The organism is Enterobacter cloacae complex sp. 370H10 (genome assembly GCF_050031535.1).
Lineage (GTDB): Bacteria > Pseudomonadota > Gammaproteobacteria > Enterobacterales > Enterobacteriaceae > Enterobacter > Enterobacter intestinihominis.
The window spans coordinates 1,303,642-1,329,522 of the sequence record NZ_JBLGWG010000001.1; the positions used below are offsets into that span (position 1 = coordinate 1,303,642).

The window sequence follows — 25,881 nt, forward strand, 5'->3', positions numbered from 1 at the left end:
AGAATGGCTATTCCAAAATTAACCGCATATGCGCTGCCAACCGCTGCCGAACTGCCGACCAGTAAAGTAAGCTGGGCGTTTGAGCCGGAGCGCGCCGCGCTGCTGATCCACGATATGCAGGAGTACTTCCTGAATTTCTGGGGCGAAAATAGCGACATGATGCAGCAGGTGGTGGCGAACATCGCTAAACTGCGCGCGTACTGCAAAGAGCACAATATTCCGGTGTACTACACCGCGCAGCCGAAAGATCAGAGCGATGAAGACCGCGCCCTGCTGAACGATATGTGGGGGCCGGGTCTGACTCGCTCACCGGAGCAGCAGCGCATCGTCGCTGAGCTGACCCCGGACGAAGCGGACACCGTGCTGGTGAAGTGGCGCTACAGCGCGTTTCACCGCTCCCCGCTGGAGCAGATGCTGAAAGAGACCGGCCGCAACCAGCTTTTGATCACCGGCGTGTACGCCCACATCGGCTGCATGACCACCGCCACCGACGCCTTTATGCGCGACATCAAACCGTTCTTTATCGCCGACGCGCTGGCGGATTTCACCCGCGACGAGCACCTGATGTCGCTGAAATACGTGGCCGGACGTTCGGGCCGCGTGGTGATGACCGACGAGCTGCTGCCGTCTGTTCCGGCAACGAAAGCCGCGCTGCGTGAGCTGATCCTGCCGCTGCTGGACGAGTCCGACGAGCCGATGGATGACGAAAACCTGATCGACTACGGTCTGGATTCAGTACGGATGATGGCGCTCGCCGCCCGCTGGCGCAAAGTGCACGGCGACATTGATTTCGTGATGCTGGCAAAAAATCCGACCCTCGACGCCTGGTGGGCGCTGCTCTCCCGCGAGGTGAAGTGATGGCTTTTGATTTTACCGGTAAAACCGTCTGGGTGACGGGCGCGGGTAAGGGCATTGGCTATGCGACCGCGCTGGCATTTGTGGAGGCCGGGGCGCAGGTGACCGGGTTCGATCTGGCTTTCCCTCACGGCGAATATCCGTTTGCCACCGAAACGCTGGACGTGGCGGATGCGGCGCAGGCGAGTGACGTCAGCAGGCGTTTGCTCAGCAGCCTTGAGCGGCTCGACGTGCTGGTTAACGCGGCGGGCATTCTGCGTATGGGCGCGACGGATCAGCTTTCGCAGGAGGACTGGCAGCAGACCTTTGCGGTCAACGTCGGCGGCGCGTTCAACCTGTTCCAGCAGACGATGGGCCAGTTCCGTCGTCAGCAGGGTGGGGCGATTGTGACGGTGGCCTCTGACGCGGCGCACACGCCGCGCATCGGCATGAGCGCCTACGGCGCGTCGAAAGCGGCGCTGAAAAGCCTGGCGCTGACCGTCGGGCTGGAGCTGGCGGGCAGCGGCGTACGCTGTAACCTGGTGTCGCCGGGTTCTACGGATACCGACATGCAGCGCACGTTGTGGACCAGCGATGATGCGGAACAGCGGCGCATTCGCGGCTTCGGCGAGCAGTTCAAACTCGGCATTCCGCTCGGTAAAATTGCCCGTCCGCAGGAGATTGCCGCGACCGTGCTGTTCCTGGCATCCGATGCCGCCAGCCATATCACCTTGCAGGATATCGTGGTGGACGGCGGCTCCACGCTGGGGGCGTAATGATCTGGAAACGTCATTTATCCCTCGACGAACTGAATGCCACTAGCCAGAACACGATGGTGGAACACCTTGGCATCGTCTATACCCGCCTCGGGGACGATACGCTGGAAGCGGAGATGCCGGTGGATACGCGCACCCACCAGCCGTTTGGCCTGCTGCACGGCGGTGCGTCGGCGGCGCTGGCGGAAACGCTGGGGTCGATGGCCGGTTTTCTGATGACCCGCGACGGGCAGAATGTGGTGGGCACGGAACTGAACGCTACGCACCACCGCGCGGTCTCTCACGGTAAGGTGCGCGGCGTATGTCAGCCGCTGCATCTGGGCCGCTCCAGTCAGAGTTGGGAGATTGTGGTGTTCGACGAGCAGGGGCGGCGGTGCTGTACGTGTCGGTTGAGTACGATGGTGCTGGGTTAGATTGTGCGGCGGGAGTGCCGGGTGGCGGCTTCGCCTTACCCGGCCTACGAAACATGTAGGCCCGGTAAGCAAAGCGCCACCGGGCGGTTGTTACAACATCGATACCACCCGCTTCAACAGCCGAATTCGCGGCGCAATGGACGCTTTATCCAGCCATTCCGCCGGGCTGTGGAACCCGGCGCCAACCGGCCCGAAGCCGTCAAGCGTGGGGATGCCGAGCGCGGCGGTGTGGTTGGCGTCGCTGCCGCCGCCGACTGCCTGCCAGGTAATGTCGATGCCTTCCGCTTTACCCGCCGCTTCAACCTGCTGCATCAGCGCCTGCGTCGCGTCGCTCGCGGCCATCGCCGGTTTGTGATTAACCCGCGTCAGCGTGGTGGTCACGCCGTCTAAAAAGCCTTGTTCACATAACAACTCCAGCGCCTGGTTCACCCGGTCATACTCGTCGTTTTCCCAGAAGCGAACGTCCAGTTCTGCCACAGCGCTGTCCGCGACCACGTTCGCCGCGCTGCCGCCCTGAATTAAGCCGACGTTAAGTGTAGTGCCGCGATCCCAGTCCGTCAGCGCATTGATGGCGATAACGCTCTTTGCCAGCGCGGTGATCGCCGAGCGGCCTTTTTCCGGGTCATTGCCCGCGTGTGCCGCCACGCCGCTAAAGGTGAGGTGATAGCCCGCCATCCCTTTACGCGCTTTCACCAGCGAACCGTCGGCGCGGGCGGCTTCGCACACCAGCACGCAGCGGGAACGCTTAGCCAGCTCGCCAATCCACTCATGGGAATGGACAGATCCGGTCTCTTCGTCCGGGTTCATCGCAACGGCAATCGCGAGACGATCGTTGTCTGCGGCGTCAAGCGCGCGCATTGCCCACAAAATATTCAGAAGTCCGCTCTTCATATCCGAGACACCGGGGCCGTACAGGCGGGTTTCATCCTCGCTCAGCGGACGCGCGGCCACGGTGCCGGCGGGAAATACGGTATCCAGATGCCCGACCAGCAGCACGTCGAACCGTTCCGCCTGCGGCTTGTTACTGACGAAGACGCCGGGGCCCACCTTGTCGCCCAGGTTCACCTGCTCCGTATGCCAGCCTTCGCGCTGCCACAGTTGCTGCATGATGCCTGCAACAGCGGCGACGCCGTCAATCGTCTGGGTGCCGCAGTCTACGTTCACCAGGGTTTTCAGCTCTTCGATATAATGGTCAAGATTCATGTTCACGTCCTGTTCAGAGAATAATGCGCATCAGCAGCATGGCTAAGAAAGCGTTGACCACCGAGAGGGCGATCATCAGCGGAATACGTTTGGCGCGGGTGCCAATCACCCCCAGAATGCGGCCCAGGTACTGCACCTGCGAGCCCATCAGGTAGATGGCGGGCGCCAGGATCGCCAGGTGCTCGCCGGTGAGGATGCCTTTATCAAACAGGCCGATGGCAACGCCGATCCCGCCGCCCATCGACATCCAGCCGCCAATCAGCACGGCGGCCGCTTCGCCCGGCAGGCCAAACAGGCCCATCAGCGGGGAGAAGATCGTGCCCAGCCCTTTCAGCGCGCCGGTAATTTCCAGCGCCTTGATGATGATAAAGGCCATCACCACGTTGGGCAGCGTGCTGCTGGTGGCAATGCTCCAGCCTTTGCGCGCGCCTTCGATAAACACATCGGTAATGACGGGATTGGACTGTGGGGCACTCATGCGGCGTCTCCTTTATGGGTAAACGTCAGGATCAGGCGCAGCAGATTGGCGCCGACAATTTTCATGATAAACATCACCGCGATACAGGCCCCGATGGAGGTGGGCACCGCCGCCGTGCCGTCAACGGCGAGCAGCGTGAAGAGGATCGCCCCGGAAGAGAAAAAGTTGGTGATCATCGCCCCGGCGGAGAACTGGAACATGGCGAAAACGTCTTTCTCTTTTTCGCTGATTTGCCCTTCATCAGAGAGATTACGGGTAAGCGACGCGCCCACGTCGGTACTTTGCAGGCTGCCAATCAGCGCCAGCCCGGTGGTGCCAGGGATCCCCAATAGCGGGCGCAGCAGAGGAGTTAAGAGTTTGCGCGCGGCACGCAGGGCGCCATAGTGCTCCAGCACGTTGATCATCCCCAGCGCGAACATCACCGCGGGAATTAAACCGAGCGCGAAGAGAAACCCGTCCATCGCGCCGCTGCCGCCGGTGCCGCGAAAGGCGCTGCTGGCTGTGGTTAACGTACCGTCATCCAGACTGGCTTTGCTGACCACTTTGCCAAATGCGCCGTTGAGGGTGGTGAAATCAAAGACGCCGTACCACTCTTGTCCGCCTAACAGACCCGAGAAGAAAACGGCTGCAAACGCCAGCGCGAAGTACGCGCCCGGCCCGACCTGACTATCCTGAGGTACTGAACTGTTCATATCCTTTTCCTTGTATGCACGCGATTGCGCAGGATCATTCTGGCGAGGTTATGGCCAAAAAAAATGATACAAATCATTCCGTAAGGCGGTGTCTGGCCGAAAAAGGTAAAAGTGTGAACGGTGACGCTACGAAAGTGATCGGCTTAACAATGTGGTGTAAATGTCTGGTTTGACCACGCATTATTGCGTTTCAAAGTTGTTAAATTTTATCCGTTGTTCTAGAAACAAAATGTAACATCTCACTGTTTCACAACAACGGATAACCATTATGAACAACTCAGGGAAATACCTTATATGGGCAGGGCTCTCCGTTGTGGGAGCCTTTGCCCTGGGCTACATCGCCCTCAACCGGGGGGAGCAGATCAATGCGCTCTGGATCGTGGTCGCCTCCGTCTGCATTTATCTGATCGCATACCGTTTTTATGGCCGTTATATCGCGAAGACGGTACTGGGCGTAGACGGCACGCGCATGACGCCGGCCGTGCGTCATAACGATGGTCTGGACTACGTGCCGACCGATAAAAAAGTGCTGTTCGGTCACCATTTCGCGGCGATTGCCGGGGCAGGCCCGCTGGTGGGGCCGGTACTGGCGGCGCAGATGGGCTATCTGCCGGGGATGATCTGGATCCTCGCGGGGGTGGTGCTGGCGGGCGCGGTGCAGGACTTCATGGTGCTGTTCGTCTCCACCCGTCGCGACGGTCGTTCGCTGGGTGAGCTGGTGAAAGAGGAGATGGGGGCAACTGCCGGGGTGATTGCGCTGGTGGCGACCTTTATGATCATGGTCATCATACTCGCGGTACTGGCGATGATCGTGGTGAAAGCCTTGACCCACAGCCCGTGGGGAACCTATACCGTCGCCTTCACCATTCCGCTGGCGCTGTTCATGGGGATCTACATTCGCTATCTGCGTCCGGGACGCATTGGTGAAGTTTCAGTCATTGGCCTGGTGTTCCTGGTGTTTGCTATTATCTCCGGCGGCTGGGTGGCGGAAAGCCCGACCTGGGCACCGTTCTTCGACTTCACCGGCGTGCAACTGACCTGGATGCTGGTGGGCTACGGCTTCGTGGCGGCGGTGCTGCCGGTATGGCTCCTGCTGGCCCCGCGTGACTACCTCTCTACGTTCCTGAAAATTGGTACCATCGTCGGGCTGGCGATCGGCATTCTGATTATGCGCCCGACCCTGACCATGCCTGCCCTGACCAAATTCATTGACGGCACCGGCCCGGTCTGGACCGGTAACCTGTTCCCGTTCCTGTTTATCACCATCGCCTGTGGGGCAGTGTCTGGCTTCCATGCGCTTATCGCCTCCGGGACCACGCCGAAGATGCTGGCGAATGAAAATCAGGCCTGCCTGATTGGCTATGGCGGCATGCTGATGGAATCCTTCGTGGCGATTATGGCGCTGGTCTCGGCCTGTATTATCGACCCGGGCGTGTACTTCGCGATGAACAGCCCGATGGCGGTACTGGCCCCGGCCGGCACTGTTGACGTGGTCGCCTCTGCCGCGCAGGTGGTGAGCGGCTGGGGCTTTGCGATTACCCCTGATACGTTGACGCATATCGCTAACGAGGTCGGCGAGCAGTCGATTATCTCCCGTGCGGGCGGGGCGCCGACGCTGGCGGTGGGTATGGCCTACATCCTGCACGGTGCGCTGGGCGGGCTGATGGATGTCTCGTTCTGGTATCACTTCGCCATTCTGTTCGAGGCGCTGTTTATCCTGACGGCGGTGGATGCCGGTACGCGCGCGGCGCGCTTTATGTTGCAGGATCTGCTGGGGGTGATCTCCCCGAATCTGAAACGTACCGATTCACTCCCGGCTAACCTGCTGGCGACGGCACTGTGCGTGCTGGCGTGGGGCTACTTCCTGCATCAGGGCGTGGTCGATCCGCTGGGCGGGATTAACACCCTGTGGCCGCTGTTCGGTATCGCCAACCAGATGCTGGCGGGCATGGCGCTGATGCTTTGTGCCGTAGTCCTGTTCAAGATGAAGCGCCAGCGTTACGCATGGGTGGCGCTGGTGCCAACGGCGTGGCTGCTGATCTGTACCCTGACAGCAGGCTGGCAGAAAGCCTTCAGCCCGGACAACAAGGTGGGCTTCCTGGCCATTGCCAACAAGTTCCAGGCGATGATCGACAGCGGCAAGATCCCGGCGCAGTACACCGAATCTCAGCTGTCCCAGCTGGTGTTTAACAACCGTCTGGACGCCGGGCTGACCATCTTCTTTATGGTGGTGGTTGTGGTGCTGGCGTTGTATTCTCTGAAAACCGCGCTGGCGGCGTTGAAAGTCGACACGCCAACGGCGAAAGAGACGCCGTATGAGCCAATGCCTGAGAACCTGGACGAGATTGTCACCCAGGCGAAAGGGGCGCATTAACCCGTGTGCCGGGTGGCGGCTTCGCCTTACCCGGCCTACATTTCTTATCCTCCCTCTCCCTCCGGGAGAGGGCCGGGGTGAGGGAAACAAACGAGAAACTGATTATGTTCGACACCCTTTCCAAAGCAGGTAAATACCTGGGCCAGGCCGCTAAAATGATGATTGGCGTGCCGGATTACGACAACTACGTCGAGCATATGCGCGTCAACCACCCGGATCAGACGCCAATGACCTACGAAGAATTTTTCCGCGACCGTCAGGACGCCCGCTACGGCGGTAAGGGCGGGGCGAAGTGCTGTTAACCCTCTTTTGGTAAATAGAGGCTGATCTGCTCCTGTTTACAGCCGTAAATTGCCGCCAGCTTTTCGCGGGTGCGCTTTTGCGGTCGGGAGTCCAGCGCCTCCAGCTGTGACACGGCGGACTGACTGATGCCAAGCTTCTCCGCCACCTCCTGCTGGGACATACCGCGTAAAATGCGCCAGGCGGCCTGCAGGCTGACGTTCTCGTTATGCATGATGTCGCACACTTCACCCGGTAAACCTACGTTATCGTAGATGTCTGATTCGTAAGGGATGTCTTCCCAGTCGTTTTCATCATCGTCATCGTACTCAAGCATGGCTAAACGCATGCGAAAATATTCACCGTAGGGTATGACAACATACTGTTTTTTTCCTTCTTCATCCTTGATGAACTGAATAGTCATATTCCGTATGCTCCTCCTGAAGGTAGGTAGTGGTTGTCCGGCGTTTTACTGCCACTACGTAGCAGATATCACCCGGCGGATCCCCGAAGGTGTAAATGAACCTGTAATCACCTAATCGCAACCTGTAGTGGTTTTCGGGAGAAGATAATTTCTTGATATCCGCGACAGGTGATGTTTTATCATCCATCTTCTCCAGCCTGAATTTAATGCGGTTCTGATATCGAGGATCGATTTTAGAAAACTGCTTCTCTGCTGTTTTAGATCAGACAATCTTCATCCGTACCTCCACTGTACGCCCACACAAAACATAAGGAAATAATAAGACTATTAGATAAATTCCGAATTTCTTATGGGGTACTGTAGAGCGGAGAAAAACCGCGAGAAAGCGGCAAAACGCGAATCGTCGAGGCAACTCGAACAGGCCTCTGCCGGGCGACAGAGGCATACAGTAACTTTGCGATCAGGCGTTCAGACCGCCGTCCACATCCAGACCGGTGCCGGAAATTTGCCCCGCAGCCGGGCTGGCGAGGAAGGTGACCGCCGCTGCGATATCCTCCGGCTGGCCGTAATGACCAAGCGCGATCATCCGGCGCTGGGCTTCCGCCTGCTCGCCGTCTTCCGGGTTCATATCGCTGTTGGTCGGGCCGGGATGAACCAGGTTGACGGTAATGCCGCGCGGGCCTAAATCGCGGGCCAGACCCCGGGTAAGGGAGTTTAGGGCCGATTTGGTCATCGAGTAGACGGCGATCCCCGGCTGCGCCACGCGGTTCGCCAGACAGCTGCCGATGTTGATGATGCGTCCGCCGTCAGACATATGCACCAGCGCTTCCTGAATGGCGATCACCACGCCGCGGATATTGACGTTGATCAGAGCGTCGATGTCCGCCAGGGTCATGGACTCCAGCGGGCCGCCGCGTGCAATCCCGGCGTTATTGACAAGAATATCCAGCCCGCCGAGGGAGCGCGCCGCCTGCGTGACCGCATCCTGAATCGCCTGCGCGCTGGCGCTGTCGGCCTGAATCGCCTCGCCGTGTCGCCCCAGCGCGTTGATTTCATCGACGACCTGCTGGGCTTTATCGACGGATTTTTCGTAGGTGATAACCACATCGGCACCGGCGCGCGCCAGCGACAGCGCAATCGCCCGACCCAGCCCACGACTGGCGCCAGTAACCAGCGCCTTTTTACCTGTTAAATCGATCTGCATGATGACCTCGTTGCAAGAGTGGAGAGAATCATCATTAGGTATAGACCGTCGGCGCGATTAACGGCTGAAGGATTCCACCTTCTCAAACGCGGCGCGCAGAACGTCAGGGCTTAACGTAATCGGTAAAAAGTGAATCGACTCCACCGGGCGCAGGGTGTGAGCAATGACCTTGTCCAGCTCGTCGCGGTTATGGATATCGACCTCCAGCGCGCGAAGCGTGGTCGGCAGGTTAAAACGCTGGTATGCCGCCACCAGCTGCGCCAGCACGTCCTCCTGACCGAGCAGGGCGCTCTGCACCAGAATGCCGTAGGCCACCTTGGTGCCGTGGAGGTATTTTTCCGTCTGCGGCAGCACGGTTAAGCCGTTGTGCACCGCATGTGCCGCCGCCACGCGGGTATAGCGTTCGCCCAGACCGCCGACCATACCGCCACCGGCGATAACGGCGTCCACCACGTCCCGAAACGCCTGCGTCTGGTCGCCGCGCTGCTGGTCGGCCAGCGCCTCTTCGCTGCGCTCCAGCAGCACGTCGCGGATCGCCAGCGCACCGTTCAGGCCAAGACGCACGGTCAGCGGCAGGTTTTCCGGTTCAGGGGCGAGTACCGCCGCTTCGTACCACTTCGCCAGCGTATCGCCGATGCCTGCCAACAGGTATTCCGCCGGGGCGTTAAGGATGATTTGCGGCTCCACCAGCACCAGATAGTTGGCGTCGTCAAAAATCTCAAACTGTAGCGCCTGCCCGGCATCGTTGTACCACACAGAGAGCGGGGTCCACGCCGCGCAGGTGGCGGCGATGGTGGGAATGCCCACGAACGGCACGCCCAGACGACGCGCCACGGCCTTGACGGTATCCATTACCGCACCGCCGCCCACGCCAATCACCACGCTGGCTTCACCACCCGACGCGTTCACCAGATGAGTGACATCACGCTCGCTGCAATGGCCCTTAAACAGCAGATGTTTTGCCCCCGTTGCGTTAAAACTCTGCGGCAGATAAGGGCGTGCGCCCTCGATAGCCCGCTCGCCGTAGATCCACACCGCGCGGGAAAGCTGTTCCGGAGTAAAGAAATCATCCAGGTGCGCAAGGCTTCCCGGATGAGAGAAGTAGTTCGCCGGGCCGGGCACGACGCGGATATTGGTGTTGCTCATGAAGTTGTCCTTTTTTAGCAAGCGCTAACCCGATGTTATGTCTGGACATCCGGATGGCTAATAATATTTCGCTTTATCTTATGCCTTTTCCGTCGTTGTCAGTCAACCGGAGCTGTGAAAAATTCGCTAAATCAGAAGAGTAATGAAGGATTTACGCGGATGGTTTCCAGTCGCCTTGAGATGCGCGGTATCAGCCTGGCCTTTTCCGGCTTTCAGGCCCTGTCGCGCGTGGATTTCACCCTGAATGGCGGGTCGGTGCATGCGCTGACCGGCGCCAACGGCGCGGGAAAATCGACGTTGATGGCGGTGCTGTGTGGGACGCACGATCGTTATGAAGGCGAAATCTGCATTAACAACCAGCAGGTAAGCATCCGCGAGCCGCTGGACGCCAAACGGCTGGGTATCCACCTTGTGCAGCAGGAGGTGGACGTGGCGCTGATCCCCGGGCTGAGCATTGCGGAGAACATTATGCTCGACCAGCTGGCGCAGCCGGGACACCGCTACAGCTGGCGCGCGATTCGTCAGCAGGCGCGGCAGGCGCTGGCGCAGCTGGATGTTTCGCTGGACGTTCGCCGTTCCATCGACAGCTGCACGCTGGCTGAAAAGCAGCAGATTTTGCTGGCGCGGGCGCTCTCGCACCACTGCCGTTTTCTCATTCTTGATGAGCCCACTGCGCCGCTGGACGCGCACGAAAGCGAGCGTCTGTTTGCGGTAGTAAGACGTCTGCAACAGCAGGGCATTGGCGTGGTGTTTATTTCTCACCGCATTCACGAGCTGAAGGCCATCTGCGACACCCTGACGGTGCTGCGCGACGGCAGGCTGATTGAGTCCGGCCCGATGGCGGATCTGAGCGGAGAGGAGATCGTCGAGAAGATGCTCGGCCACGAGCTGAGCGATATCTATCCGCCCCCGCGACCGCCGCACGGTGAAGAGATGCTGCTGCGGGTGGAAGGCCTGCACGACGACGCGCTGCTGAAAGATATCTCCCTGCATCTGCGCAAAGGTGAAATCCTCGGCATTGCCGGGCTGGCGGGGGCGGGGAAAACGGAACTCTGCAAGGCGCTGTTTGGCGCCAGCAAAAGCCGCGTGGCGCGCGGCGAGCTGAACCATCAGGCCTGGAAACCGCGCGATCCGGCAGACTCGGTGCTACGCGGTCTGGCGCTGGTGCCGGAGGAGCGGCGCAAAGAGGGCATTTTTATCGACGAGCCGGTGAGCATGAACCTTGCCGTGTGCGCCGATAACAGTTTCTCGCGCTGGAGCCTGTTTGGTCATCGTCAGGCGTGGCGCTGGGCGGAAGAGGTGATTGCCCGCGTCGGCGTGCGCACGCGCGGGCCGGGGCAGGTGCTGCGTCGGCTTTCCGGCGGTAACCAGCAGAAGGTCGCCATCGGGAAATGGCTGCGCAATGACGCCAGCGTGCTGATATTCGACGAGCCGACCAAAGGTGTGGACGTGAAGGCCAAAACCGATCTGTTTCAGCTGATCGACGGCCTGGCGCGCGAGGGCAAAGGGGTGATTTACGCCTCGGGTGAATTTGCCGAGCTGGTCGGTCTGTGCGACCGCATCTGCGTGCTGTGGGACGGGCGCATCGTGGCGGAAATCGCCGGGGCAGAGGCCCGGGAAGAAACACTACTTTATTATTCAACCGGAGGAACGGCGTCGTGAGCAAGGCCCTTTCAGTGACCACGGCGGCGTCTGGCCGTCAGCAGATTTTCGATTTTCTTTATAAGTGGGGCATGCTGCTGACCGTCGTCGCGCTGGTGGCGGTGTTTGGCCTGGCGTCGGACAGCTTCCTCGACCCGAACAACATCATCAACATTCTGCGCTCGATTGCCATCGTGACGGTGATTGCCGTTGGCGTCTCTATTTCGCTGACCGTCGGCGGGTTCGACCTCTCCGTAGGATCTACCGCGTCGCTGGCGAACGCGCTGGTGATTTCGCTTTTCGTCTGGCACGGCTTCGGCACCACCGAGTCGATTCTGCTGACCCTCGCGCTCTGTACGCTGGTCGGCCTGTTTAACGCCTTTCTGATCGTCATCCTGCGCATTCCGGACATGCTCGCGACCCTTGCCAGCCTGTTTGTCATTCAGGGTGTGGCGATGACCTACAGCTACGGCGGGTCGATTACCGAGAACATGGTACTGCCGAGCGGCGACATGGCGGAAGGGACCATTCCGGCGGCGTTTGGCCTGCTCGGGCAGGTGCCGACCATTGTGATCGTCATGCTGGTGGTGACGATTCTGGCACAGCTGGGCCTGTCGCTGACCACCCATGGACGCCGGATGTACGCCATTGGCGGCAACCCCGAAGCCGCGCGCCTCTCCGGCATTCGCACCACCCGCTACAAAGTGGCAGCCTACGTGATTGCCTCTCTGCTGGCGGGGCTGGGCGGCATTCTGCTGGCCTCGCGTATTGGTTCATCGCAGGTGAATGCGGGCGGCGGCTACCTGATGGACGCGGTGGCGGCGGCGTGGATCGGGTTCTCGCTGGCCGGATCCGGCAAGCCGAACGCGCTGGGTACGCTGGTGGGGGCGGTGATCCTCGGCGTGCTGTCGAACGGGCTGGTGATGCTCTCCGTGCCGTATTACGCCATGGACATTATAAAAGGGCTGGTGCTCGCGGTAGCGCTGGCGATTACCTACATACAAAAACGCTGACAACACAACGGGATAATAAATGAAAAAGATTGCGCTCTCTTTGGTAGCTCTTGGGTTACTCACTTCTCTGCCGGGCCTGGCGGCTACCCCCGCGCCGGTTCCGACCGCCATTGCCAGCCATGACGGCCCGATCCGCATCGCGGTGATCCGCAACCTGGGCTCGGACGACAACACCACGCAGTTTGTTGCCGGGGCGATTCAGGAAGGGAAAAAGCTCGGCTTTAAGGTCAGCACCTTTTTAAGTAACGGGGACGACGCCAAATTCCAGGATTTCGTTAACCAGGCCATCAGCCAGAAATACGACGGGATTATTCTCTCTCAGGGGCGCGATCCGTACTCCACCGCGCTGGTGAAGAAGGCGGTGGATGCCGGGATCAAAGTTTCGGTGTTTGATACCGCTGTGAACGGCGAGATCCCGGGCGTAACCGTTACCCAGCAGGACGATGCCTCCCTGACCAACCTCTCTTTCGGCCAGCTGGCGAAAGATTTCAACGGCAAGGCCAATATCGTCAAGCTATGGGTCGCGGGCTTCCCGCCGATGGAGCGCCGTCAGGCGGCCTACAAAGAACTGCAAAAGCAGTACCCGGAGATTAAAGAGCTGGAGTCCATCGGCGCGGTCTCCTCTGACGTGCAGGGCGACACTGCCAACAAGGTGGGCGCGATCCTCGCGAAATACCCGAAAGGTAAAATCGATGCCATCTGGGGTACCTGGGATGCCTTCAGCCAGGGCGCCTATAAGGCGCTGAAAGAGAACGGCCGAACCGAGATCAAACTCTACAGCATCGACATCTCCAACCAGGATTTACAGCTGATGCGCGAGCCGGGTAGCCCATGGGCAGTGAGCGTGGCGGTGGATCCGAAGCTGATTGGCGCGACCAACGTACGCCTGATTGCCAATAAGATTGCCGGAGACGCGACGCCTGCCACTTACGATTTCAAGGCGGCGGCCATTCCGCAGGCGCTGCTGACCGCCCAGCCGGGCGCGGTGAACGTGGCGTCTCTGGGGAAAATCATTCCGGGCTGGGGCCAGACGGAAGATTTTGTTGCGCCGTGGTTTGCGACCCTTGCCGCTAAAAACAAGTAAACCAAGCCGGGTGGCGGCTGCGCCTTACCCGGCCTACATTTCGCACCCGTAGGCCCGGTAAGCGCAGCGCCACCGGGCGTAAGGAGCATAAGGTGTCTCAATTACCCCCTCCCGAATACAGCCGCAATATGCAGCTGATTGGCCATAGCGATCAGGGCGGTCGCCCGGACGGCGTGCAGCTGATGGTGCACCGAGGTTTCGCCTATATCGGCCATATGGTGTCGCAGGGCTTTTCGATAGTGGATGTGCGCGACCCGAAAAAACCAAAAGCCGCAGGATACGTGCCTGCGCCGCCGGGTACCTGGAATGTGCATCTCCAGGCGCATGACGACCTGCTGCTGGTGATCAACGCCCGGGATCTGTTTGCCGATGCGCGTTTTGCCGACGAGAAGGTCTACTACACCCGCCAGGTGGGGGAGACCGTCAGTGACGTGCAGGATAAAGGCTGGAGCGCCGGGCTTCGCGTCTTTGATATCTCCACACCGGACAGGCCACGCGAGATAGGCTTTTTATCGCTGAGCGGCATCGGCATTCACCGCATCTGGTACGTCGGTGGCCGCTGGGCGTATGTCTCAGCGCTGATAGACGGCTTTACCGACTACATCTTTCTGACCATCGATCTGGCGGACCCGCGCAAGCCTGAAGTGGCGGGACGCTGGTGGCTGCCGGGGATGAATCAGGCCGAAGGCGAACAGCCGAACTGGCCGGAAGGCAAACGCTACGCCCTGCACCATGCGATTATTGCAGGCGATACCGCGTACGGCAGCTGGCGCGACGGTGGCCTGACGCTGCTGGACGTTAAGGACCGCACCCGGCCTAAGCTCATTAGCCATCGTAACTGGAGCCCGCCGTTTGGCGGCGGGACGCACACCGCGCTTCCGCTGCCGGATCGCGACCTGCTGGTGGTGCTGGACGAGGCGGTGCTGGATAACCAGCAGGACGGCGAGAAGCTGATCTGGCTGTTTGATATCCGCGAGCCGTCGAACCCGGTGAGCATTTCTACCTTCCCGCAGCCGGATGAAACCGACTACGTGGCGAAAGGGGCGCATTTCGGCCCGCACAACCTGCACGAAAACCGGCCGGGGAGCTTTGTCAGCTCAACGTTGATCTTCGCGACGTACCAGAACGCGGGCGTGCGCGCGTATGACATTTCCAATCCGTATCGCCCGGTGGAAACGGGGGCGCTGGTGCCCGCGGCGCCGGAAAAGATGATGGATACGCGGCCCAATCGCCCGCAGGTGATCCAGTCGTGCGACGTGTTTGTGGATGCGCAGGGGATTATTTACAGCACGGATTATAACGGTGGGATGTCGGTGATTGAGTATTTAGGATGAGTTTTTGCCGGGTGGCGGCTTCGCCTTACCGGGCCTACATTTTGCACCCGTAGGCCCGGTAAGCGCAGCGCCACCGGGCAAACGTTCTCAACTGTACTGCCGTACTCGCGCTACCAGCTCTTCCGCGCTGTCGATGCGGTCAGCAATCACAATCAGCGCCTTGCCGAGGGATATCGCGTGGCGCAGGCATTCGTGACGCATCGCTTCATCCTGAATGGTGTCGATATCCGCCACATGGGAAAGCCCGACGCTGCGGCGAATCAGCTCGGTGCCGCAGAATCCGATGGCATCGTGCCAGACCTTTTTCAGGAACGCAGAGGCATAGCCCGGCGCGCTGAGCGCGGCGTCGCGCGTTTTCTCATTCGCCAGCGCCTGGAAGCGCTCCGCGAAGGTGTTCCACAGTTCCTGAATATCGGTCAGGCGCTGCTCGCGCGCGGCGGCGGCATCGCGAATGCCCAGATGCCCCGGCAGGCCGCAGAAGTTCAGCAGCAGGTTGCCGATGGCAGTGCCAACGTCAAAGCCAATCGGGCCAAAGTAGCCGAACTCGGCGTCGATGGCCTTCAGGCTGCCGTCGGCCACAAAAATTGAGCCGCTGTGAATGTCCCCGTGCAGCAGGGCTTCGGCATGCGAAAAGAAGCGGTGCTTCAGGGAGGCCACAGCGATTTTAAGCTGGGCGTCGTCGCGCAGGGCGGCAACATCGTTCTCCAGATCGGCCGGGTAGCTATTGCGTGCGTGGATCTGGTACGGATCGTTAAAGAACAGATCTTCAGTGATCTCGCACATCTCCGGGTTGATGAATTTTGCCACCTGCGCTTTTTTCTCGTGCGGATGCAGATAAAAATCGCTGGTGTGGAACAGGGTGTGAGCCAGATATTCACCCAGCTGCCGCGCCGCCTGCGGGTAGTAAATGTTGTTAATCAGCTCGCCGCGCCAGATGCGATGGCTGGAGAGATCTTCCATCACCATCACCGCCAGTTTCGGGTCAAAGTGGTGGATTTTCACTGTGTGCTCAGGGCTGTGCTTGTAATGCTCGACCAGGGTTTGCGCCTCCAGGCGAGCGCGATCCAGCGTCAGCGGCCAGGACTCGCCGACGCAGCGCACATAGGGCAGCGCCTGCTTAACGACGATGCGGCTCACGCCCGCGCGGTCGAAAACTTTAAAGACCAGGTTGAGGTTACCGTCGCCGATTTCCTGCGCCTCCACCAGCGATGACGGATCGTCAAGTCCGCCAAACTGCCTGGCATACTCCACGGCGTCCTGAGCGGTAAAGGTACGGTATTGCGACATGGCCTGCTCCTCAGTTTTGCTAATTAAGACATGTAGACGTCTATACATCTGGATTTCATCCTGACACAATGTGCTACAACAACGCAACAGGGAATTAACGACATGCAGACATTACAGACGACCAGCCTGCGGGTGGCGAATAATCAGCTCTATATTCTCGACCAGCAGGCGCTTCCGCAGGAGAAACGCTGGCTGGATGCCTCGACGGTGGAGGCGCTGGTTGGGCATATCCACGCTCTGCGCGTGCGTGGCGCGCCGTTAATTGGTCTCTCTGCAAGCCTGCTGCTGGCGCTGTTAGCGGAAAGCGGTAAAGGCCGCGACGAGCTGGCGGCGGCGCTGGAGACCCTGCGTGCCTCCCGCCCGACGGCGGTGAACCTGATGAACAATCTCGACCGCATGAAGATTGCGCTGTGGCAGGAAGCGTTCGTTCCGGCGCTGGTGGCTGAAGCGCTGCGCCTGATTAATGAAGACAAACGGCTTTGCGACGCGATTGCGAAAGCGGGTAGCGCGCTGGTGAAGCCCGGCAGCCGCCTGCTGACCCACTGCAATACCGGCGGGCTGGCAACGGCGGGCGTCGGGACGGCGCTAGGGGTGATTGCCCGCGCGCATCAGGCAGGCAACGTCAGCAACGTCTGGGTGGATGAAACCCGTCCGCTGTTGCAGGGCGGCAGGCTGACCGCATGGGAGCTGGGCGAGCTGGGCGTGCCGTATCAGCTCATCACCGATTCCATGGCCGCCAGCCTGATGGCAAAAGGGCAGGTGGATGCCGTGTGGGTGGGGGCAGACCGCATTGCCGCCAACGGCGACGTGGCGAACAAAATCGGCACCTATTCCCTGGCGGTGCTGGCGAAGTTCCACGGTATTCCTTTCTACGTCGCCGCCCCGCAAACGACCCTCGACCGGGACTGCCCGAACGGTGACGCGATCCCGATTGAGCAGCGCGCGGCCAGCGAAGTGACGGGCGTGGCGGGAAGCTTTGGCGCGGTGCAGTGGGCGCCGCAAGAGGCGCAGGTCTATAACCCGGCGTTTGACGTTACCCCCGCCTCGCTGATTAGCGGCTGGGTGCTGGATACGGGCGTGGTCACCCCTGAAGAGGTAGCGAAAGGGAAATTCGCCTGAGTGGGACTATCCTTGTAAGGGGTTCCCTTTAGAGGACGTTATCGTGACGCTCGATCCTGAAACAGACTTAAAACTGGAACGCGTGGTGGACGCACCGCGCGACCTGCTGTGGCTCTGCTGGACCACACCGGAGCACATCAAAAACTTCTTCATTCCTGCTCCCCATAAGGTGACTGAATGCGACCTCGATCTGCGCGTGGGTGGGCGGTTCAATACCGTGTTTGAGGTGGACGGGCAGCGGATGGATAACCGGGGCGTATTTCTTGAAATCGATCCGGGGAACAAGCTGGTCTTTACCGATGGCTATACTGAGGGCTGGAAGCCGGCTGAAACGCCGTTTATGACGGCGATCCTGCTGCTGGAAGATGTGGGGGAGGGCAAGACCCGCTACACGGCGATAGCGCGTCACCCAACGAAGGAAATCCGCGAGCAGCATGAACAGATGGGCTTCCACGAAGGGTGGGGCGTGGTGTTGGATCAGTTGGTGGGGTATGTGAAAGGGCTGAAACGGTAGTGCCCTTAGACCCCCTCTCCCTTGAGGGAGAGGGCTGGGGTGAGGGGGAGAATTCATTGATTATGTTGAAGACAGATTTCTCTTTTTGGTATACCTCATCTGACGAAATACTCGCTCTCCCTTTTCATCAAAGTATCTTTCCGGCCATATCACATCGGGTGGAATGTCTGGCGCCTGAGCGGTAAGCAGTTCACCTTTGGGTCATGGTCGGGTAAGCGCATTTGCCAGCGTGGATGAGGAAAGACCAGCCTTTCTGGACAACGCAGCCAGGCTTGTTCCATGTTTCTTTAGTGCAGCGATAATATCGGCCGGGTGCCAGTTCTGATGTTGCATTGTGTCCTCCTTACATGTGTTCGTTACGCGCTCAATTATCCTATTTTGGGATAAAAAGGCAACGGGAGGATATTCGATTTCAGGATATTTGTATGGAATCGGAACAATGGCCTCAGTTTACTCGGATGAATACCAGCGTGTTATCAATGCGTTGAAGAAAGCGCGTAAAGAGAAGGCGATGACTCAGGCGCAGCTTGCGGAGGCACTGGGAAAACCACAATCGTTTATTGCTAAAGTGGAAAACGGTGAGCGTAGGTTGGACGTGGTGGAGTTTGTGCATCTGGCGAGGCTGGTTGGCGCAGATGTGCAGAGGATTATCGCCAGTATTTAATTAATGCCTGAGTATGGAACTGACCACCTGAGCCGTATGTTCCCCTCACCCTAACCCTCTCCCCAGAGGGGCGAGGGGATAGTACGGTGCTCGCATTACTTTGCGGGGTAGGGAGAAAAGATCAGGCCAGCCTAGGATACGCATCCGCGATTGCATCGCCCGTAAACTGGGCAACCCAGCCTTCCGGATTGTCGAAAATACGAATCGCCGTAAAGTTCGGCTCTGAGCCCATATCAAACCAGTGCGGCGTGCCCGCAGGAACGGAAATCAGGTCGTTTTTCTCGCACAGCACCTGATACACCTCATCGCCAATGTGCAGGCAGAACAGCCCCGCGCCTTCCACAAAGAAGCGTACTTCGTCTTCGCCGTGAGTGTGTTCGTTCAGGAACTTCGCGCGCAGCGCCTCTTTCTGCGGATTGTCGGCGCGCAGGCTGATCACATCCCAGCTCTGGTAACCTTTCTCTGCCACCAGCTTGTCGATCGCATGCTGATACGCCGCGATCACGGCTTCAGGCGCGGGATCGTGCCCTAAATCGCGATCCGCAGCCCAGCGTTCAAACCGCACGCCTTTGGCGTTGAGCTGTTGGGCAATCTCGGCGGCGTCGGTGCTGTGCCACAGGTGCTTACTGGCGTCTTTATCGGAATAAATGGTCAATGCGCTCATGAAGGGATCTGCTCCGGGTTAATCTCGTCAAACTGGTGGATCTGATGGTGATGGCTTGCGCCGTCATCTTCACCGCGTATCAGTTGCAGGGTGCGAAAACCCGCCTGTTCAGCCGCGTCCAGCTCCTGATGAATATCCGACAGGAACAGGATCTGCGACGGGGCGATGCCCGTTTGCGCCGCAATATTTTGATAAGACTGCACCTCACGCTTGGCACCGATGCGGGTATCAAAATAGCCGCTGAACAGATGAGTAATATCACCTTCGTCGCTGTAGCCAAATAACAGTTTCTGCGCGGCGACGGAGCCAGAGGAATAAACATAGAGATCAATCCCTTGTGCCTTCCATTTTTCCAGCGCGGGCAGTACATCAGGGTAGAGATGGCCGGTAAAGTCACCGTTGACGTAACCGTCCTGCCAGATGATGCCTTGCAGGGCTTTGAGCGCCGTCGATTTGCGGTCTTCATCCATAAAGGTAAACAACACGTTGATGAGATCGCTGACGCTGGCATGCGGAGTGCTGATTTCATCGCGCAGGTTGTCCAGAATCGATTTGACCGGCTCGGCGTACTGCTGCGCGGTCACAAAGGCCGCCAGCCGCTCACGCGCGTAGGGGAACAAAACATCATGGACAAAACGGATATCGCTGGTGGTCCCTTCAATATCCGTCACAATCGCGCGAATCATACTCTCTCCCATTGTCGTAAACGCATTTCGCATTCAAATAAGAATTCTAAACCTTCCAGATGACGGCGGGCTTCGGCCACGTCGCGTCCCCAGCAGGTTAAGCCATGACCGCGCAGAAGAAAACCATAATTAAGCGGGCGTTCCTGCGCGTAATGGGCGATGCGAGAGGCGAGGGCGTCGATGTCCTGGTCATTATCAAACACCGGGATGGCCACCGTATCCCGATGCGTGGTCTGCCCGGTAAGAGATTTTTGCATCTCGAAGCCGGAGATCTTCAGCTCGGTCTCGTTGACCAGCCGCGACAGCACCGTGGCATTGACGGTGTGAACGTGCAGGACGGCGTTAGCCTCGGGGAACAGGCGGTAGATGAGGGTATGCAGCCCGGTCTCTGCCGACGGTTTACGGCCAGAAGGCGCACGGTTGGTGGCGATTTCAACCTGTAGAAAATCGGCGGTGGTCAGGCTGCCTTTGTCTTTTCCGGATTCGCTCAGCCAGCACAGATGTTCATCCTGACGCACGGACATATTGCCGCCGGTAGCGGGCGCCCAGCCTTTAGCGCCAATCCAGCGGCAGGCCTCGACCAGGTGTGTGAGTTGCAGGTTGTCTGTCATTTCCTTTTACCCTCTCGGTCAGGAATATTTATATCATTTAGACGTCTAAGCGTCTTGATTGCCAAAGACTAACATCGTGTTATAGTGTCAGCAACATAAGTATTACAGGCAGGCACACTACAATGAGCAATAACCCGTTGATCCCGCAGAGTAAACTTCCGAATCTCGGCACGACGATTTTTACGCAGATGAGCGCCCTGGCGCAGCAGCACAACGCCATTAACCTCTCACAAGGTTTCCCGGATTTTGACGGGCCGAAATATTTGCAGGAGCGTCTGGCGTACCACGTTGCGCAGGGAGCCAACCAGTATGCGCCGATGACCGGCGTGCAGGCGTTGCGTGAAGCCATTGCGGATAAAACGGCGGAGTTATACGGCCATAAGCCTGACGCGAACAGCGATATCACGGTAACCGCAGGGGCCACCGAAGCGCTGTATGCGGCGATAACCGCCCTGGTGCGTACGGGCGATGAGGTGATTTGTTTTGACCCGAGCTACGATAGCTACGCCCCGGCGATTGAACTGGCCGGTGGCGTGGTGAAACGCGTGGCGCTCCAGCCGCCGCATTTTCGTCCGGACTGGCAGGCGTTTGCCGCGCTGCTGAGCGATAAAACCCGGCTGGTGATCCTGAATACGCCACACAACCCATCGGCGACGGTGTGGCAGAAAAGCGATTTTGCCGCCCTGTGGCAGGCCATCGCCGAACGTGAAATCTATGTTCTGAGCGACGAGGTGTATGAGCACATCTGCTTTGCCGAAGAGGGTCATGCCAGCGTGCTGGCGCATCCGCAGCTTCGCGAGCGCGCAATCGCGGTATCATCATTTGGGAAAACCTACCATATGACCGGCTGGAAGGTAGGGTACTGCGTGGCGCCCGCCGCCATCAGCGCTGAGCTGCGTAAAGTGCACCAGTATTTGACGTTTGCCGTAAACACACCCGCCCAGCTGGCGCTGGCGGATATGCTGCGCGCTGAACCTGAACATTACCGGGACCTGCCAGCTTTTTACCGTGCGCGGCGGGATCGGTTTGTGACTGCCTTGAGCGAGAGTCGGCTGGAGATCCTGCCATGCGAAGGCACCTACTTCCTGCTGGCGGACTACAGCGCGATTTCCGATCTGGATGATGTCAGTTTTTGCCAGTGGCTGACGAAAGAGGTGGGCGTGGCGGCCATTCCGCTGTCGGTGTTCTGCGCCGATCCCTTCCCGCATAAACTGATTCGTCTTTGCTTTGCGAAGCAGGAGGCGACGCTGCTGGCAGCGGCTGCGCGCTTAAATTCGCTCTGACTATTCAACCGTCCAGGCTTCTGAAAAACGACGGTCCGCGAAGAGTTCCAGCAGACCGTTGATTTGCTTCAGTCGCAGCACTTCATCGCTGTCCATACCCAACTCCAGGCCAATTTTCTGCTCACTCCAGCCCATAAGCACCAGTTCTCGCACGATTTCTGACATGGCATTGATCTGGTGGCGTCCACGCGCGCGGTTGTGACGAATGGTTGTAGCCATGCGATCGAACTTTTCCTGGCGTGCTTTACGCAGGCAGGTAACAGGGAGGTAACCTTTGAGTTGACGCTTCAGAATAGCCCGATGACTGCCAAGCTCATGGCGATGGAATCCATCGACAATTTCATAGCTCTCAGGCGCATTTTCCGTCACAACGATAGGTTGTGTGAATCCATCCAGCTCCAGTGATTTGCTGAGTAACCGCTTCTCCGCCGGAGCGACATTATTTGGGTTGTAGTCATTGGCGGTGATGTCAGTCTGTTTTATCCACAATACGCAGTCGACGGGTTGATTATTAAAAGGGCTGATTTCGTGTAATGCCTGGCGAAAGGCATTAATAGCGCCGATTTTCTCTTCTTCAGAAAGGGCCTGCAGGTACGTCTGCATTTCTCTGATTATTTGCTGCTGCATAAAATCCCCCATTCCTTGCGTTTAGCTTTCACTCTTTCGCTGTAGCGTTGATAGTGTTTAGGTTTGTTTGGACTAAATGAGAGAGCCCGGCACCAGTAGTCATTGTTGAGTAAAACCTTGCAAATGCGTCGCCAGGAAGGGATATCTTTTGCGCCAATGTCACCCTCCTGCGTATCGGGAATATCGTCCAGGCCTCGCTTTTGATACCAGTGGAGATAAATTGCGATTTTATTTCGGTAATGTTCCGCCGTATTTTGCGGCATGCTGTCGAGTAGCAGCATGGCGTATTCGCGCCAGCCGAGATGGTCAGGTTTCAGGATCTTCCGGTGGCCATAAAAATGGTTATCGTGCCCGGCATAAATACCTCCACTTCGCACGCCGCAGGCGCGTTCACACATAGCCGCCCAGCGTTCGGGTTCAATGACATGATAGAGCCATAAGCCCTGACGCTGTTCCGGACCAAACGGTTCGCAGATGCGCATATAACGCGGCGGCACCCCCGCCTTGTACATCAGGTCGTATAACGGGTTATAGCAACATTTTGATTTCGCGAACCACGTCCAGATGTCGGCGGTTTTCCAGTCGTACAGTGGGTAGATATACCAGGCGTGCCCACCCGGGGCGACGGTCGTCCAGGGTTTATCGTCAGAAAAGCGCTGCTTACGCGCCGACGCGATAGCCAGAAAGCGGTTGTAAGATTCATCGGCGCGGATCCCCACCATGACTGCGGCAGGACGTCTTTGCGCATACCATTCGGCAAACTCGCGCACGAAGGCTTCAAACGTCATTCCCTGCTGATAAAAATCGAAATAGTGATAATCGGTAATGGCATCTTCTGGTGGCTGGCGAACCCAGTTTGTTCCGGGTTCCCAGCACTGCCATTCAGGTTGAAACTGTGACAGGGCGTTCTGGGTCGTGAGCGGAAGCGCTACCCACCAGAACTGGTGGATAACATCCCGATAGAGCGTTTTCATAGCGTCAACATGCTGAATGGTCGACGAGAATTGCGCTTCCCAGTCCAGAAAGATGACGTCTATTTTTCGCTTTAATTGCCGTGCTTTCTGGGCAACAAGATGCAGCATCACGGTAGAATCTTTTCCACCGGAAAAGGAAACGCATACCCTGGGGAAATTGTTAAGCGTCCAGTGTATGCGTTCCGCAGTAGCGTCTAAAACATTTTCCTGTAAAGGGATTTTATAGTTCGACATGATTAATCGCGTCCTGCGTGTTAAATGTCTTGGGAAAATCAAAACGATATTATGGAATTATTTATCCTTAATTTCACGGAGTCATTTTTTTCGGTTCGCTTTAATTATATTCACCATGCAAATGTATTTTACGCAGACGGCGGAGAAACGCAGAGCTTATGCATTTTTTCAATGAATGTTGAAAAAACAGAGCTATTCAGTGATGAACGGCCGTAGAGCATATAGATCTTTAATTCAGGCAGCGCAAACGGTGGCTCAAGCCTTTTTAATTTCAAAGATTCTTTAAATGTTTCATAGATCGACACGGGGATATAGCCTAACAAATCAGATGAACTGACCATAGAGATGAGAGAGCTAAGGGAGTCGGTGCGAAAAGCAATATTTCTTTCCGGAAAAGCGTCATTGGCCCGACTCTGGAACTCTTTTACACCCGGATGAGCACTCTGGTAAAAAGTGAATTTCTCCTGGTATAGCGCGTCCACCGTGGCTGTGTCAGCGAGCCTTGGGTGGTCTGCTCTACAGATTAAGGCTATCGGCACCGTAGTGAAGTGGGTGCAGACCACAGAGCGATTGTGGATAGGTGCGATAGAGAAGATGAGATCGGCTTTACGATAGGCCAACAAATCTTCCGCTGATTCGGAGGAAATAAGCATATCTCTTTGTTCTATCTCATAATTTTCCTCAGATATTAAAAGCTTCAACGGTTCCAGCATCGAACCAGGAGACACCATTTGAGTGCAATAGATAACGAACTTTTTCTTGATGTCCGAGTGATGCATCATGTTGATCGTCTGCTCAAGCTGATTGAGATTTTTTTCCAGATGATGATGCAAGTTGGTACCTACCGTGGTGGGAGTAATTCCCTTCCCTGAACGGATAAACAGGGGGTCATCAAGCTGACCGCGCAGGCGTTGCAGCGACTGGCTGACGGCGGATGGTGTGATATAAAGCGTCTCGGCAGCCCTACTGATACTGAGATGTTGGTAAATGCATTCGAAGATAACTAACAGATTGAGATCGAATTTTTTTAGGTCGTAGAGGTTTGCCATGTTTCGTCCTGAGTGAGTTGAGTTTGCTGTCGTTATCACACCATGGAGTACGACAGAGTGTAGTTACCCTTTACAATCCGTGTGAATAACTCGCTTAATTTAAAATTTAAGTGATCTTAATATATCACGGCTTTGGATTATTGAAACATATCTTCAAGAGTTATTAAGATAATTTTATCTTTAAAGTGTGATTGAATTATTTGAATGACAAATGGCGTTTATATATAGCGTGAAACCCATAATGTAATTAAATTTATAATGTTTCAATGACCTGTTCGAATCTGCCTATCACAGCCATAGGCAGGACTATCCCTCTTATGCATTGCTCATTGCGCGCAGGGGTGCTGTAATCAAACCGCTGTTACGGCCTTGATACAAGGTATGTAGAGCGCAACGCAACGCCAGCTTCGGCTGGCACTGAATGTACCTGCGGGGAATTCAGGTATCAGGGCCGCCCGTTGAGGCGGCCTTTTTACTTTCAGGCTTTCCTGTAAAAGGTTCACCTTGCTGTCTTGTTGCTGTTGTAAGGTTTGGCTGATTGATTTGATAAAGCATACGCATTAGCCCCGATGAACAAAGTTGGTTACCTTACACCTCAACGAAAACACGGAGGAAGTACAGATGTCCTTGATTAACACCAAAATTAAACCTTTCAAAAACCAGGCGTTCAAAAACGGTGAGTTCATCGAAGTTACTGAGAAAGATACCGAAGGCCGCTGGAGCGTGTTCTTCTTCTATCCGGCTGACTTCACCTTCGTTTGCCCGACCGAACTGGGCGACGTTGCAGACCACTACGAAGAACTGCAAAAGCTGGGCGTAGACGTTTACTCTGTTTCTACCGATACCCACTTCACCCACAAAGCGTGGCACAGCAGCTCTGAAACTATCGCGAAAATCAAATACGCGATGATCGGCGACCCGACTGGCGCCCTGACCCGTAACTTCGACAACATGCGTGAAGATGAAGGCCTGGCTGACCGTGCGACCTTCGTTGTTGACCCGCAGGGCATTATCCAGGCTATCGAAGTTACCGCTGAAGGTATCGGCCGTGATGCATCTGACCTGCTGCGCAAAGTGAAGGCGGCTCAGTACGTTGCTTCTCACCCAGGCGAAGTGTGCCCGGCGAAATGGAAAGAAGGCGAAGCGACGCTGGCGCCATCTCTGGACCTGGTCGGCAAGATCTAAGTCTGTAAAGCCTGGCGGCGCTACGCTTGCACAGGCCTACAGTATCGTAGGCCGGGTAAACGAAGTGCCACCCGGCAATCAATGGGCGC

At 57.4% G+C, this 25,881-nt stretch carries 28 protein-coding genes and 1 pseudogene; 14 read left to right on the forward strand and 15 right to left on the reverse strand.

The window, feature by feature from the left end:
* The first annotated feature begins 3 nt into the window (after positions 1 to 3).
* The 3 genes from ACQG2Q_RS06300 to entH are packed head-to-tail and all read left to right on the forward strand — an operon-like array spanning position 4 to position 2,023.
* On the forward strand, positions 4 to 858 hold the full coding sequence (locus ACQG2Q_RS06300; RefSeq protein WP_022647383.1) for an isochorismatase: 855 nt from the start codon (positions 4 to 6) through the stop codon (positions 856 to 858).
* Positions 858 to 1,610, forward strand: a complete 753-nt coding sequence (gene entA / locus ACQG2Q_RS06305) for a 2,3-dihydro-2,3-dihydroxybenzoate dehydrogenase EntA (RefSeq protein WP_063849561.1) — start codon at positions 858 to 860, stop codon at positions 1,608 to 1,610. Before ACQG2Q_RS06300 ends, entA begins: the two co-directional genes overlap by 1 nt.
* A complete protein-coding gene (entH, locus tag ACQG2Q_RS06310; protein WP_063849563.1) occupies positions 1,610 to 2,023 on the forward strand; it encodes a proofreading thioesterase EntH in 414 nt (137 codons plus the stop codon). Before entA ends, entH begins: the two co-directional genes overlap by 1 nt.
* Positions 2,024 to 2,113: 90 nt before the next feature.
* On the opposite strand, the gene ACQG2Q_RS06315 is transcribed toward entH, so the two are convergent.
* From ACQG2Q_RS06315 to ACQG2Q_RS06325, 3 genes are read right to left on the reverse strand one after another with little or no spacing between them, the layout of a single operon-like run.
* Complete coding sequence (locus ACQG2Q_RS06315) at positions 2,114 to 3,226, reverse strand: M20 family metallopeptidase (protein ID WP_063849565.1); 1,113 nt, start codon at positions 3,224 to 3,226, stop codon at positions 2,114 to 2,116.
* Between the two features lie 13 nt (positions 3,227 to 3,239).
* The gene (locus ACQG2Q_RS06320) at positions 3,240 to 3,704 is read right to left on the reverse strand and encodes a YjiG family protein (RefSeq protein ID WP_023305665.1); all 465 of its coding nucleotides are present in this window, start codon (positions 3,702 to 3,704) and stop codon (positions 3,240 to 3,242) included.
* Positions 3,701 to 4,396: a nucleoside recognition domain-containing protein gene (locus ACQG2Q_RS06325; RefSeq protein WP_022647389.1), complete on the reverse strand. Its 696-nt coding sequence runs from the start codon at positions 4,394 to 4,396 to the stop codon at positions 3,701 to 3,703. Before ACQG2Q_RS06325 ends, ACQG2Q_RS06320 begins: the two co-directional genes overlap by 4 nt.
* Before the next feature lie 268 nt (positions 4,397 to 4,664).
* Between ACQG2Q_RS06325 and cstA the strand changes: the two genes are divergently transcribed.
* Positions 4,665 to 6,770 carry a pyruvate/proton symporter CstA gene (gene cstA / locus ACQG2Q_RS06330; RefSeq protein ID WP_022647390.1) on the forward strand — a complete coding sequence of 702 codons (2,106 nt, stop codon included), beginning with the start codon at positions 4,665 to 4,667 and terminating at the stop codon, positions 6,768 to 6,770.
* Positions 6,771 to 6,874: 104 nt separating this feature from the next.
* Entirely contained in the window at positions 6,875 to 7,072 is a 198-nt protein-coding gene (locus ACQG2Q_RS06335) for a YbdD/YjiX family protein (RefSeq protein ID WP_006809671.1), read from the forward strand.
* Here the strand turns inward: ACQG2Q_RS06335 and ACQG2Q_RS06340 are convergent.
* The 4 genes from ACQG2Q_RS06340 to ACQG2Q_RS06355 form a co-directional block, all read right to left on the reverse strand.
* Positions 7,069 to 7,473, reverse strand: coding sequence for a helix-turn-helix domain-containing protein (locus ACQG2Q_RS06340; protein ID WP_022647392.1), 405 nt, complete (start codon positions 7,471 to 7,473; stop codon positions 7,069 to 7,071). The two genes, ACQG2Q_RS06335 and ACQG2Q_RS06340, sit on opposite strands and share 4 nt — an antisense overlap.
* The gene (locus tag ACQG2Q_RS06345; RefSeq protein ID WP_237764269.1) at positions 7,448 to 7,705 is read right to left on the reverse strand and encodes a type II toxin-antitoxin system RelE family toxin; all 258 of its coding nucleotides are present in this window, start codon (positions 7,703 to 7,705) and stop codon (positions 7,448 to 7,450) included. The genes ACQG2Q_RS06340 and ACQG2Q_RS06345 overlap by 26 nt, the downstream gene beginning before the upstream one ends.
* Positions 7,706 to 7,933: 228 nt before the next feature.
* Positions 7,934 to 8,677 (reverse strand): SDR family NAD(P)-dependent oxidoreductase, encoded by a 744-nt coding sequence (locus tag ACQG2Q_RS06350; RefSeq protein ID WP_022647394.1) that lies wholly within the window; start codon positions 8,675 to 8,677, stop codon positions 7,934 to 7,936.
* Positions 8,678 to 8,734: 57 nt separating this feature from the next.
* A complete protein-coding gene (locus tag ACQG2Q_RS06355) occupies positions 8,735 to 9,823 on the reverse strand; it encodes an oxidoreductase (protein ID WP_063849567.1) in 1,089 nt (362 codons plus the stop codon).
* Between the two features lie 159 nt (positions 9,824 to 9,982).
* Here ACQG2Q_RS06355 and ACQG2Q_RS06360 point away from each other — a divergent pair, with 159 nt between their 5' ends.
* The 4 genes from ACQG2Q_RS06360 to ACQG2Q_RS06375 all read left to right on the forward strand — a co-directional run bounded on the left by ACQG2Q_RS06360 (position 9,983) and on the right by ACQG2Q_RS06375 (position 14,895).
* A complete protein-coding gene (locus ACQG2Q_RS06360; protein WP_038415646.1) occupies positions 9,983 to 11,485 on the forward strand; it encodes a sugar ABC transporter ATP-binding protein in 1,503 nt (500 codons plus the stop codon).
* Positions 11,482 to 12,477, forward strand: coding sequence for an ABC transporter permease (locus ACQG2Q_RS06365; protein ID WP_022647397.1), 996 nt, complete (start codon positions 11,482 to 11,484; stop codon positions 12,475 to 12,477). Before ACQG2Q_RS06360 ends, ACQG2Q_RS06365 begins: the two co-directional genes overlap by 4 nt.
* A 19-nt stretch (positions 12,478 to 12,496) precedes the next feature.
* Complete coding sequence (locus ACQG2Q_RS06370) at positions 12,497 to 13,561, forward strand: sugar ABC transporter substrate-binding protein (protein ID WP_063849568.1); 1,065 nt, start codon at positions 12,497 to 12,499, stop codon at positions 13,559 to 13,561.
* A gap of 92 nt (positions 13,562 to 13,653) precedes the next feature.
* Positions 13,654 to 14,895: an LVIVD repeat-containing protein gene (locus ACQG2Q_RS06375; protein WP_074169616.1), complete on the forward strand. Its 1,242-nt coding sequence runs from the start codon at positions 13,654 to 13,656 to the stop codon at positions 14,893 to 14,895.
* An 87-nt stretch (positions 14,896 to 14,982) separates the two neighbouring features.
* On the opposite strand, the gene mtnK is transcribed toward ACQG2Q_RS06375, so the two are convergent.
* Positions 14,983 to 16,182: an S-methyl-5-thioribose kinase gene (mtnK, locus tag ACQG2Q_RS06380; RefSeq protein ID WP_048966160.1), complete on the reverse strand. Its 1,200-nt coding sequence runs from the start codon at positions 16,180 to 16,182 to the stop codon at positions 14,983 to 14,985.
* A gap of 102 nt (positions 16,183 to 16,284) precedes the next feature.
* Between mtnK and mtnA the strand changes: the two genes are divergently transcribed.
* On the forward strand, positions 16,285 to 17,301 hold the full coding sequence (gene mtnA / locus ACQG2Q_RS06385) for an S-methyl-5-thioribose-1-phosphate isomerase (RefSeq protein ID WP_063149481.1): 1,017 nt from the start codon (positions 16,285 to 16,287) through the stop codon (positions 17,299 to 17,301).
* A 43-nt stretch (positions 17,302 to 17,344) separates the two neighbouring features.
* A complete protein-coding gene (locus ACQG2Q_RS06390; protein WP_022647402.1) occupies positions 17,345 to 17,815 on the forward strand; it encodes an SRPBCC family protein in 471 nt (156 codons plus the stop codon).
* Between the two features lie 60 nt (positions 17,816 to 17,875).
* Here ACQG2Q_RS06390 and ACQG2Q_RS06395 read toward each other — a convergent pair.
* A pseudogene (locus tag ACQG2Q_RS06395) lies at positions 17,876 to 18,148 on the reverse strand (helix-turn-helix domain-containing protein).
* Positions 18,149 to 18,254: 106 nt separating this feature from the next.
* On the opposite strand from ACQG2Q_RS06395, the gene ACQG2Q_RS06400 reads away from it, so the two are divergent.
* Positions 18,255 to 18,479 (forward strand): helix-turn-helix transcriptional regulator, encoded by a 225-nt coding sequence (locus ACQG2Q_RS06400; protein WP_022647404.1) that lies wholly within the window; start codon positions 18,255 to 18,257, stop codon positions 18,477 to 18,479.
* 121 nt (positions 18,480 to 18,600) lie between these two features.
* On the opposite strand, the gene ACQG2Q_RS06405 is transcribed toward ACQG2Q_RS06400, so the two are convergent.
* The 3 genes from ACQG2Q_RS06405 to ACQG2Q_RS06415 are packed head-to-tail and all read right to left on the reverse strand — an operon-like array spanning position 18,601 to position 20,440.
* Complete coding sequence (locus ACQG2Q_RS06405; RefSeq protein ID WP_063849571.1) at positions 18,601 to 19,143, reverse strand: 1,2-dihydroxy-3-keto-5-methylthiopentene dioxygenase; 543 nt, start codon at positions 19,141 to 19,143, stop codon at positions 18,601 to 18,603.
* Positions 19,140 to 19,829 carry an acireductone synthase gene (mtnC, locus tag ACQG2Q_RS06410; protein ID WP_022647406.1) on the reverse strand — a complete coding sequence of 230 codons (690 nt, stop codon included), beginning with the start codon at positions 19,827 to 19,829 and terminating at the stop codon, positions 19,140 to 19,142. Before mtnC ends, ACQG2Q_RS06405 begins: the two co-directional genes overlap by 4 nt.
* The gene (locus tag ACQG2Q_RS06415; protein WP_022647407.1) at positions 19,826 to 20,440 is read right to left on the reverse strand and encodes a methylthioribulose 1-phosphate dehydratase; all 615 of its coding nucleotides are present in this window, start codon (positions 20,438 to 20,440) and stop codon (positions 19,826 to 19,828) included. Before ACQG2Q_RS06415 ends, mtnC begins: the two co-directional genes overlap by 4 nt.
* A 122-nt stretch (positions 20,441 to 20,562) precedes the next feature.
* Here ACQG2Q_RS06415 and ACQG2Q_RS06420 point away from each other — a divergent pair, with 122 nt between their 5' ends.
* Positions 20,563 to 21,723, forward strand: coding sequence for a pyridoxal phosphate-dependent aminotransferase (locus ACQG2Q_RS06420; protein WP_022647408.1), 1,161 nt, complete (start codon positions 20,563 to 20,565; stop codon positions 21,721 to 21,723).
* Here ACQG2Q_RS06420 and ACQG2Q_RS06425 read toward each other — a convergent pair whose 3' ends face one another.
* The 3 genes from ACQG2Q_RS06425 to citR all read right to left on the reverse strand — a co-directional run bounded on the left by ACQG2Q_RS06425 (position 21,724) and on the right by citR (position 24,607).
* The gene (locus ACQG2Q_RS06425) at positions 21,724 to 22,350 is read right to left on the reverse strand and encodes an IbrB-like domain-containing protein (protein WP_032624678.1); all 627 of its coding nucleotides are present in this window, start codon (positions 22,348 to 22,350) and stop codon (positions 21,724 to 21,726) included.
* Positions 22,335 to 23,558, reverse strand: a complete 1,224-nt coding sequence (locus ACQG2Q_RS06430; RefSeq protein ID WP_063849573.1) for a phosphoadenosine phosphosulfate reductase — start codon at positions 23,556 to 23,558, stop codon at positions 22,335 to 22,337. The genes ACQG2Q_RS06425 and ACQG2Q_RS06430 overlap by 16 nt, the downstream gene beginning before the upstream one ends.
* A 128-nt stretch (positions 23,559 to 23,686) precedes the next feature.
* Entirely contained in the window at positions 23,687 to 24,607 is a 921-nt protein-coding gene (gene citR, locus ACQG2Q_RS06435; RefSeq protein WP_022647411.1) for a DNA-binding transcriptional repressor CitR, read from the reverse strand.
* 621 nt (positions 24,608 to 25,228) lie between these two features.
* On the opposite strand from citR, the gene ahpC reads away from it, so the two are divergent.
* Positions 25,229 to 25,792: an alkyl hydroperoxide reductase subunit C gene (ahpC, locus tag ACQG2Q_RS06440; RefSeq protein WP_014882974.1), complete on the forward strand. Its 564-nt coding sequence runs from the start codon at positions 25,229 to 25,231 to the stop codon at positions 25,790 to 25,792.
* Positions 25,793 to 25,881 lie beyond the last annotated feature (89 nt).

Coding starts and splice junctions, on each gene's coding strand:
- cstA (WP_022647390.1), top strand. CDS start 4,665: ATGAACAACTCAGGGAAATACCTTATATGGGCAGGGCTCTCCGTTGTG.
- ACQG2Q_RS06360 (WP_038415646.1), top strand. CDS start 9,983: ATGGTTTCCAGTCGCCTTGAGATGCGCGGTATCAGCCTGGCCTTTTCC.
- ACQG2Q_RS06430 (WP_063849573.1), bottom strand. CDS start 23,558: ATGTCGAACTATAAAATCCCTTTACAGGAAAATGTTTTAGACGCTACT.
- ahpC (WP_014882974.1), top strand. CDS start 25,229: ATGTCCTTGATTAACACCAAAATTAAACCTTTCAAAAACCAGGCGTTC.
- ACQG2Q_RS06405 (WP_063849571.1), bottom strand. CDS start 19,143: ATGAGCGCATTGACCATTTATTCCGATAAAGACGCCAGTAAGCACCTG.
- ACQG2Q_RS06320 (WP_023305665.1), bottom strand. CDS start 3,704: ATGAGTGCCCCACAGTCCAATCCCGTCATTACCGATGTGTTTATCGAA.
- entA (WP_063849561.1), top strand. CDS start 858: ATGGCTTTTGATTTTACCGGTAAAACCGTCTGGGTGACGGGCGCGGGT.
- mtnC (WP_022647406.1), bottom strand. CDS start 19,829: ATGATTCGCGCGATTGTGACGGATATTGAAGGGACCACCAGCGATATC.
- ACQG2Q_RS06420 (WP_022647408.1), top strand. CDS start 20,563: ATGAGCAATAACCCGTTGATCCCGCAGAGTAAACTTCCGAATCTCGGC.
- entH (WP_063849563.1), top strand. CDS start 1,610: ATGATCTGGAAACGTCATTTATCCCTCGACGAACTGAATGCCACTAGC.
- ACQG2Q_RS06370 (WP_063849568.1), top strand. CDS start 12,497: ATGAAAAAGATTGCGCTCTCTTTGGTAGCTCTTGGGTTACTCACTTCT.
- ACQG2Q_RS06340 (WP_022647392.1), bottom strand. CDS start 7,473: ATGACTATTCAGTTCATCAAGGATGAAGAAGGAAAAAAACAGTATGTT.
- ACQG2Q_RS06325 (WP_022647389.1), bottom strand. CDS start 4,396: ATGAACAGTTCAGTACCTCAGGATAGTCAGGTCGGGCCGGGCGCGTAC.
- citR (WP_022647411.1), bottom strand. CDS start 24,607: ATGGCAAACCTCTACGACCTAAAAAAATTCGATCTCAATCTGTTAGTT.
- ACQG2Q_RS06350 (WP_022647394.1), bottom strand. CDS start 8,677: ATGCAGATCGATTTAACAGGTAAAAAGGCGCTGGTTACTGGCGCCAGT.
- ACQG2Q_RS06425 (WP_032624678.1), bottom strand. CDS start 22,350: ATGCAGCAGCAAATAATCAGAGAAATGCAGACGTACCTGCAGGCCCTT.
- ACQG2Q_RS06315 (WP_063849565.1), bottom strand. CDS start 3,226: ATGAATCTTGACCATTATATCGAAGAGCTGAAAACCCTGGTGAACGTA.
- ACQG2Q_RS06335 (WP_006809671.1), top strand. CDS start 6,875: ATGTTCGACACCCTTTCCAAAGCAGGTAAATACCTGGGCCAGGCCGCT.
- mtnK (WP_048966160.1), bottom strand. CDS start 16,182: ATGTCGCAATACCGTACCTTTACCGCTCAGGACGCCGTGGAGTATGCC.
- ACQG2Q_RS06415 (WP_022647407.1), bottom strand. CDS start 20,440: ATGACAGACAACCTGCAACTCACACACCTGGTCGAGGCCTGCCGCTGG.
- mtnA (WP_063149481.1), top strand. CDS start 16,285: ATGCAGACATTACAGACGACCAGCCTGCGGGTGGCGAATAATCAGCTC.
- ACQG2Q_RS06400 (WP_022647404.1), top strand. CDS start 18,255: ATGGCCTCAGTTTACTCGGATGAATACCAGCGTGTTATCAATGCGTTG.
- ACQG2Q_RS06300 (WP_022647383.1), top strand. CDS start 4: ATGGCTATTCCAAAATTAACCGCATATGCGCTGCCAACCGCTGCCGAA.
- ACQG2Q_RS06355 (WP_063849567.1), bottom strand. CDS start 9,823: ATGAGCAACACCAATATCCGCGTCGTGCCCGGCCCGGCGAACTACTTC.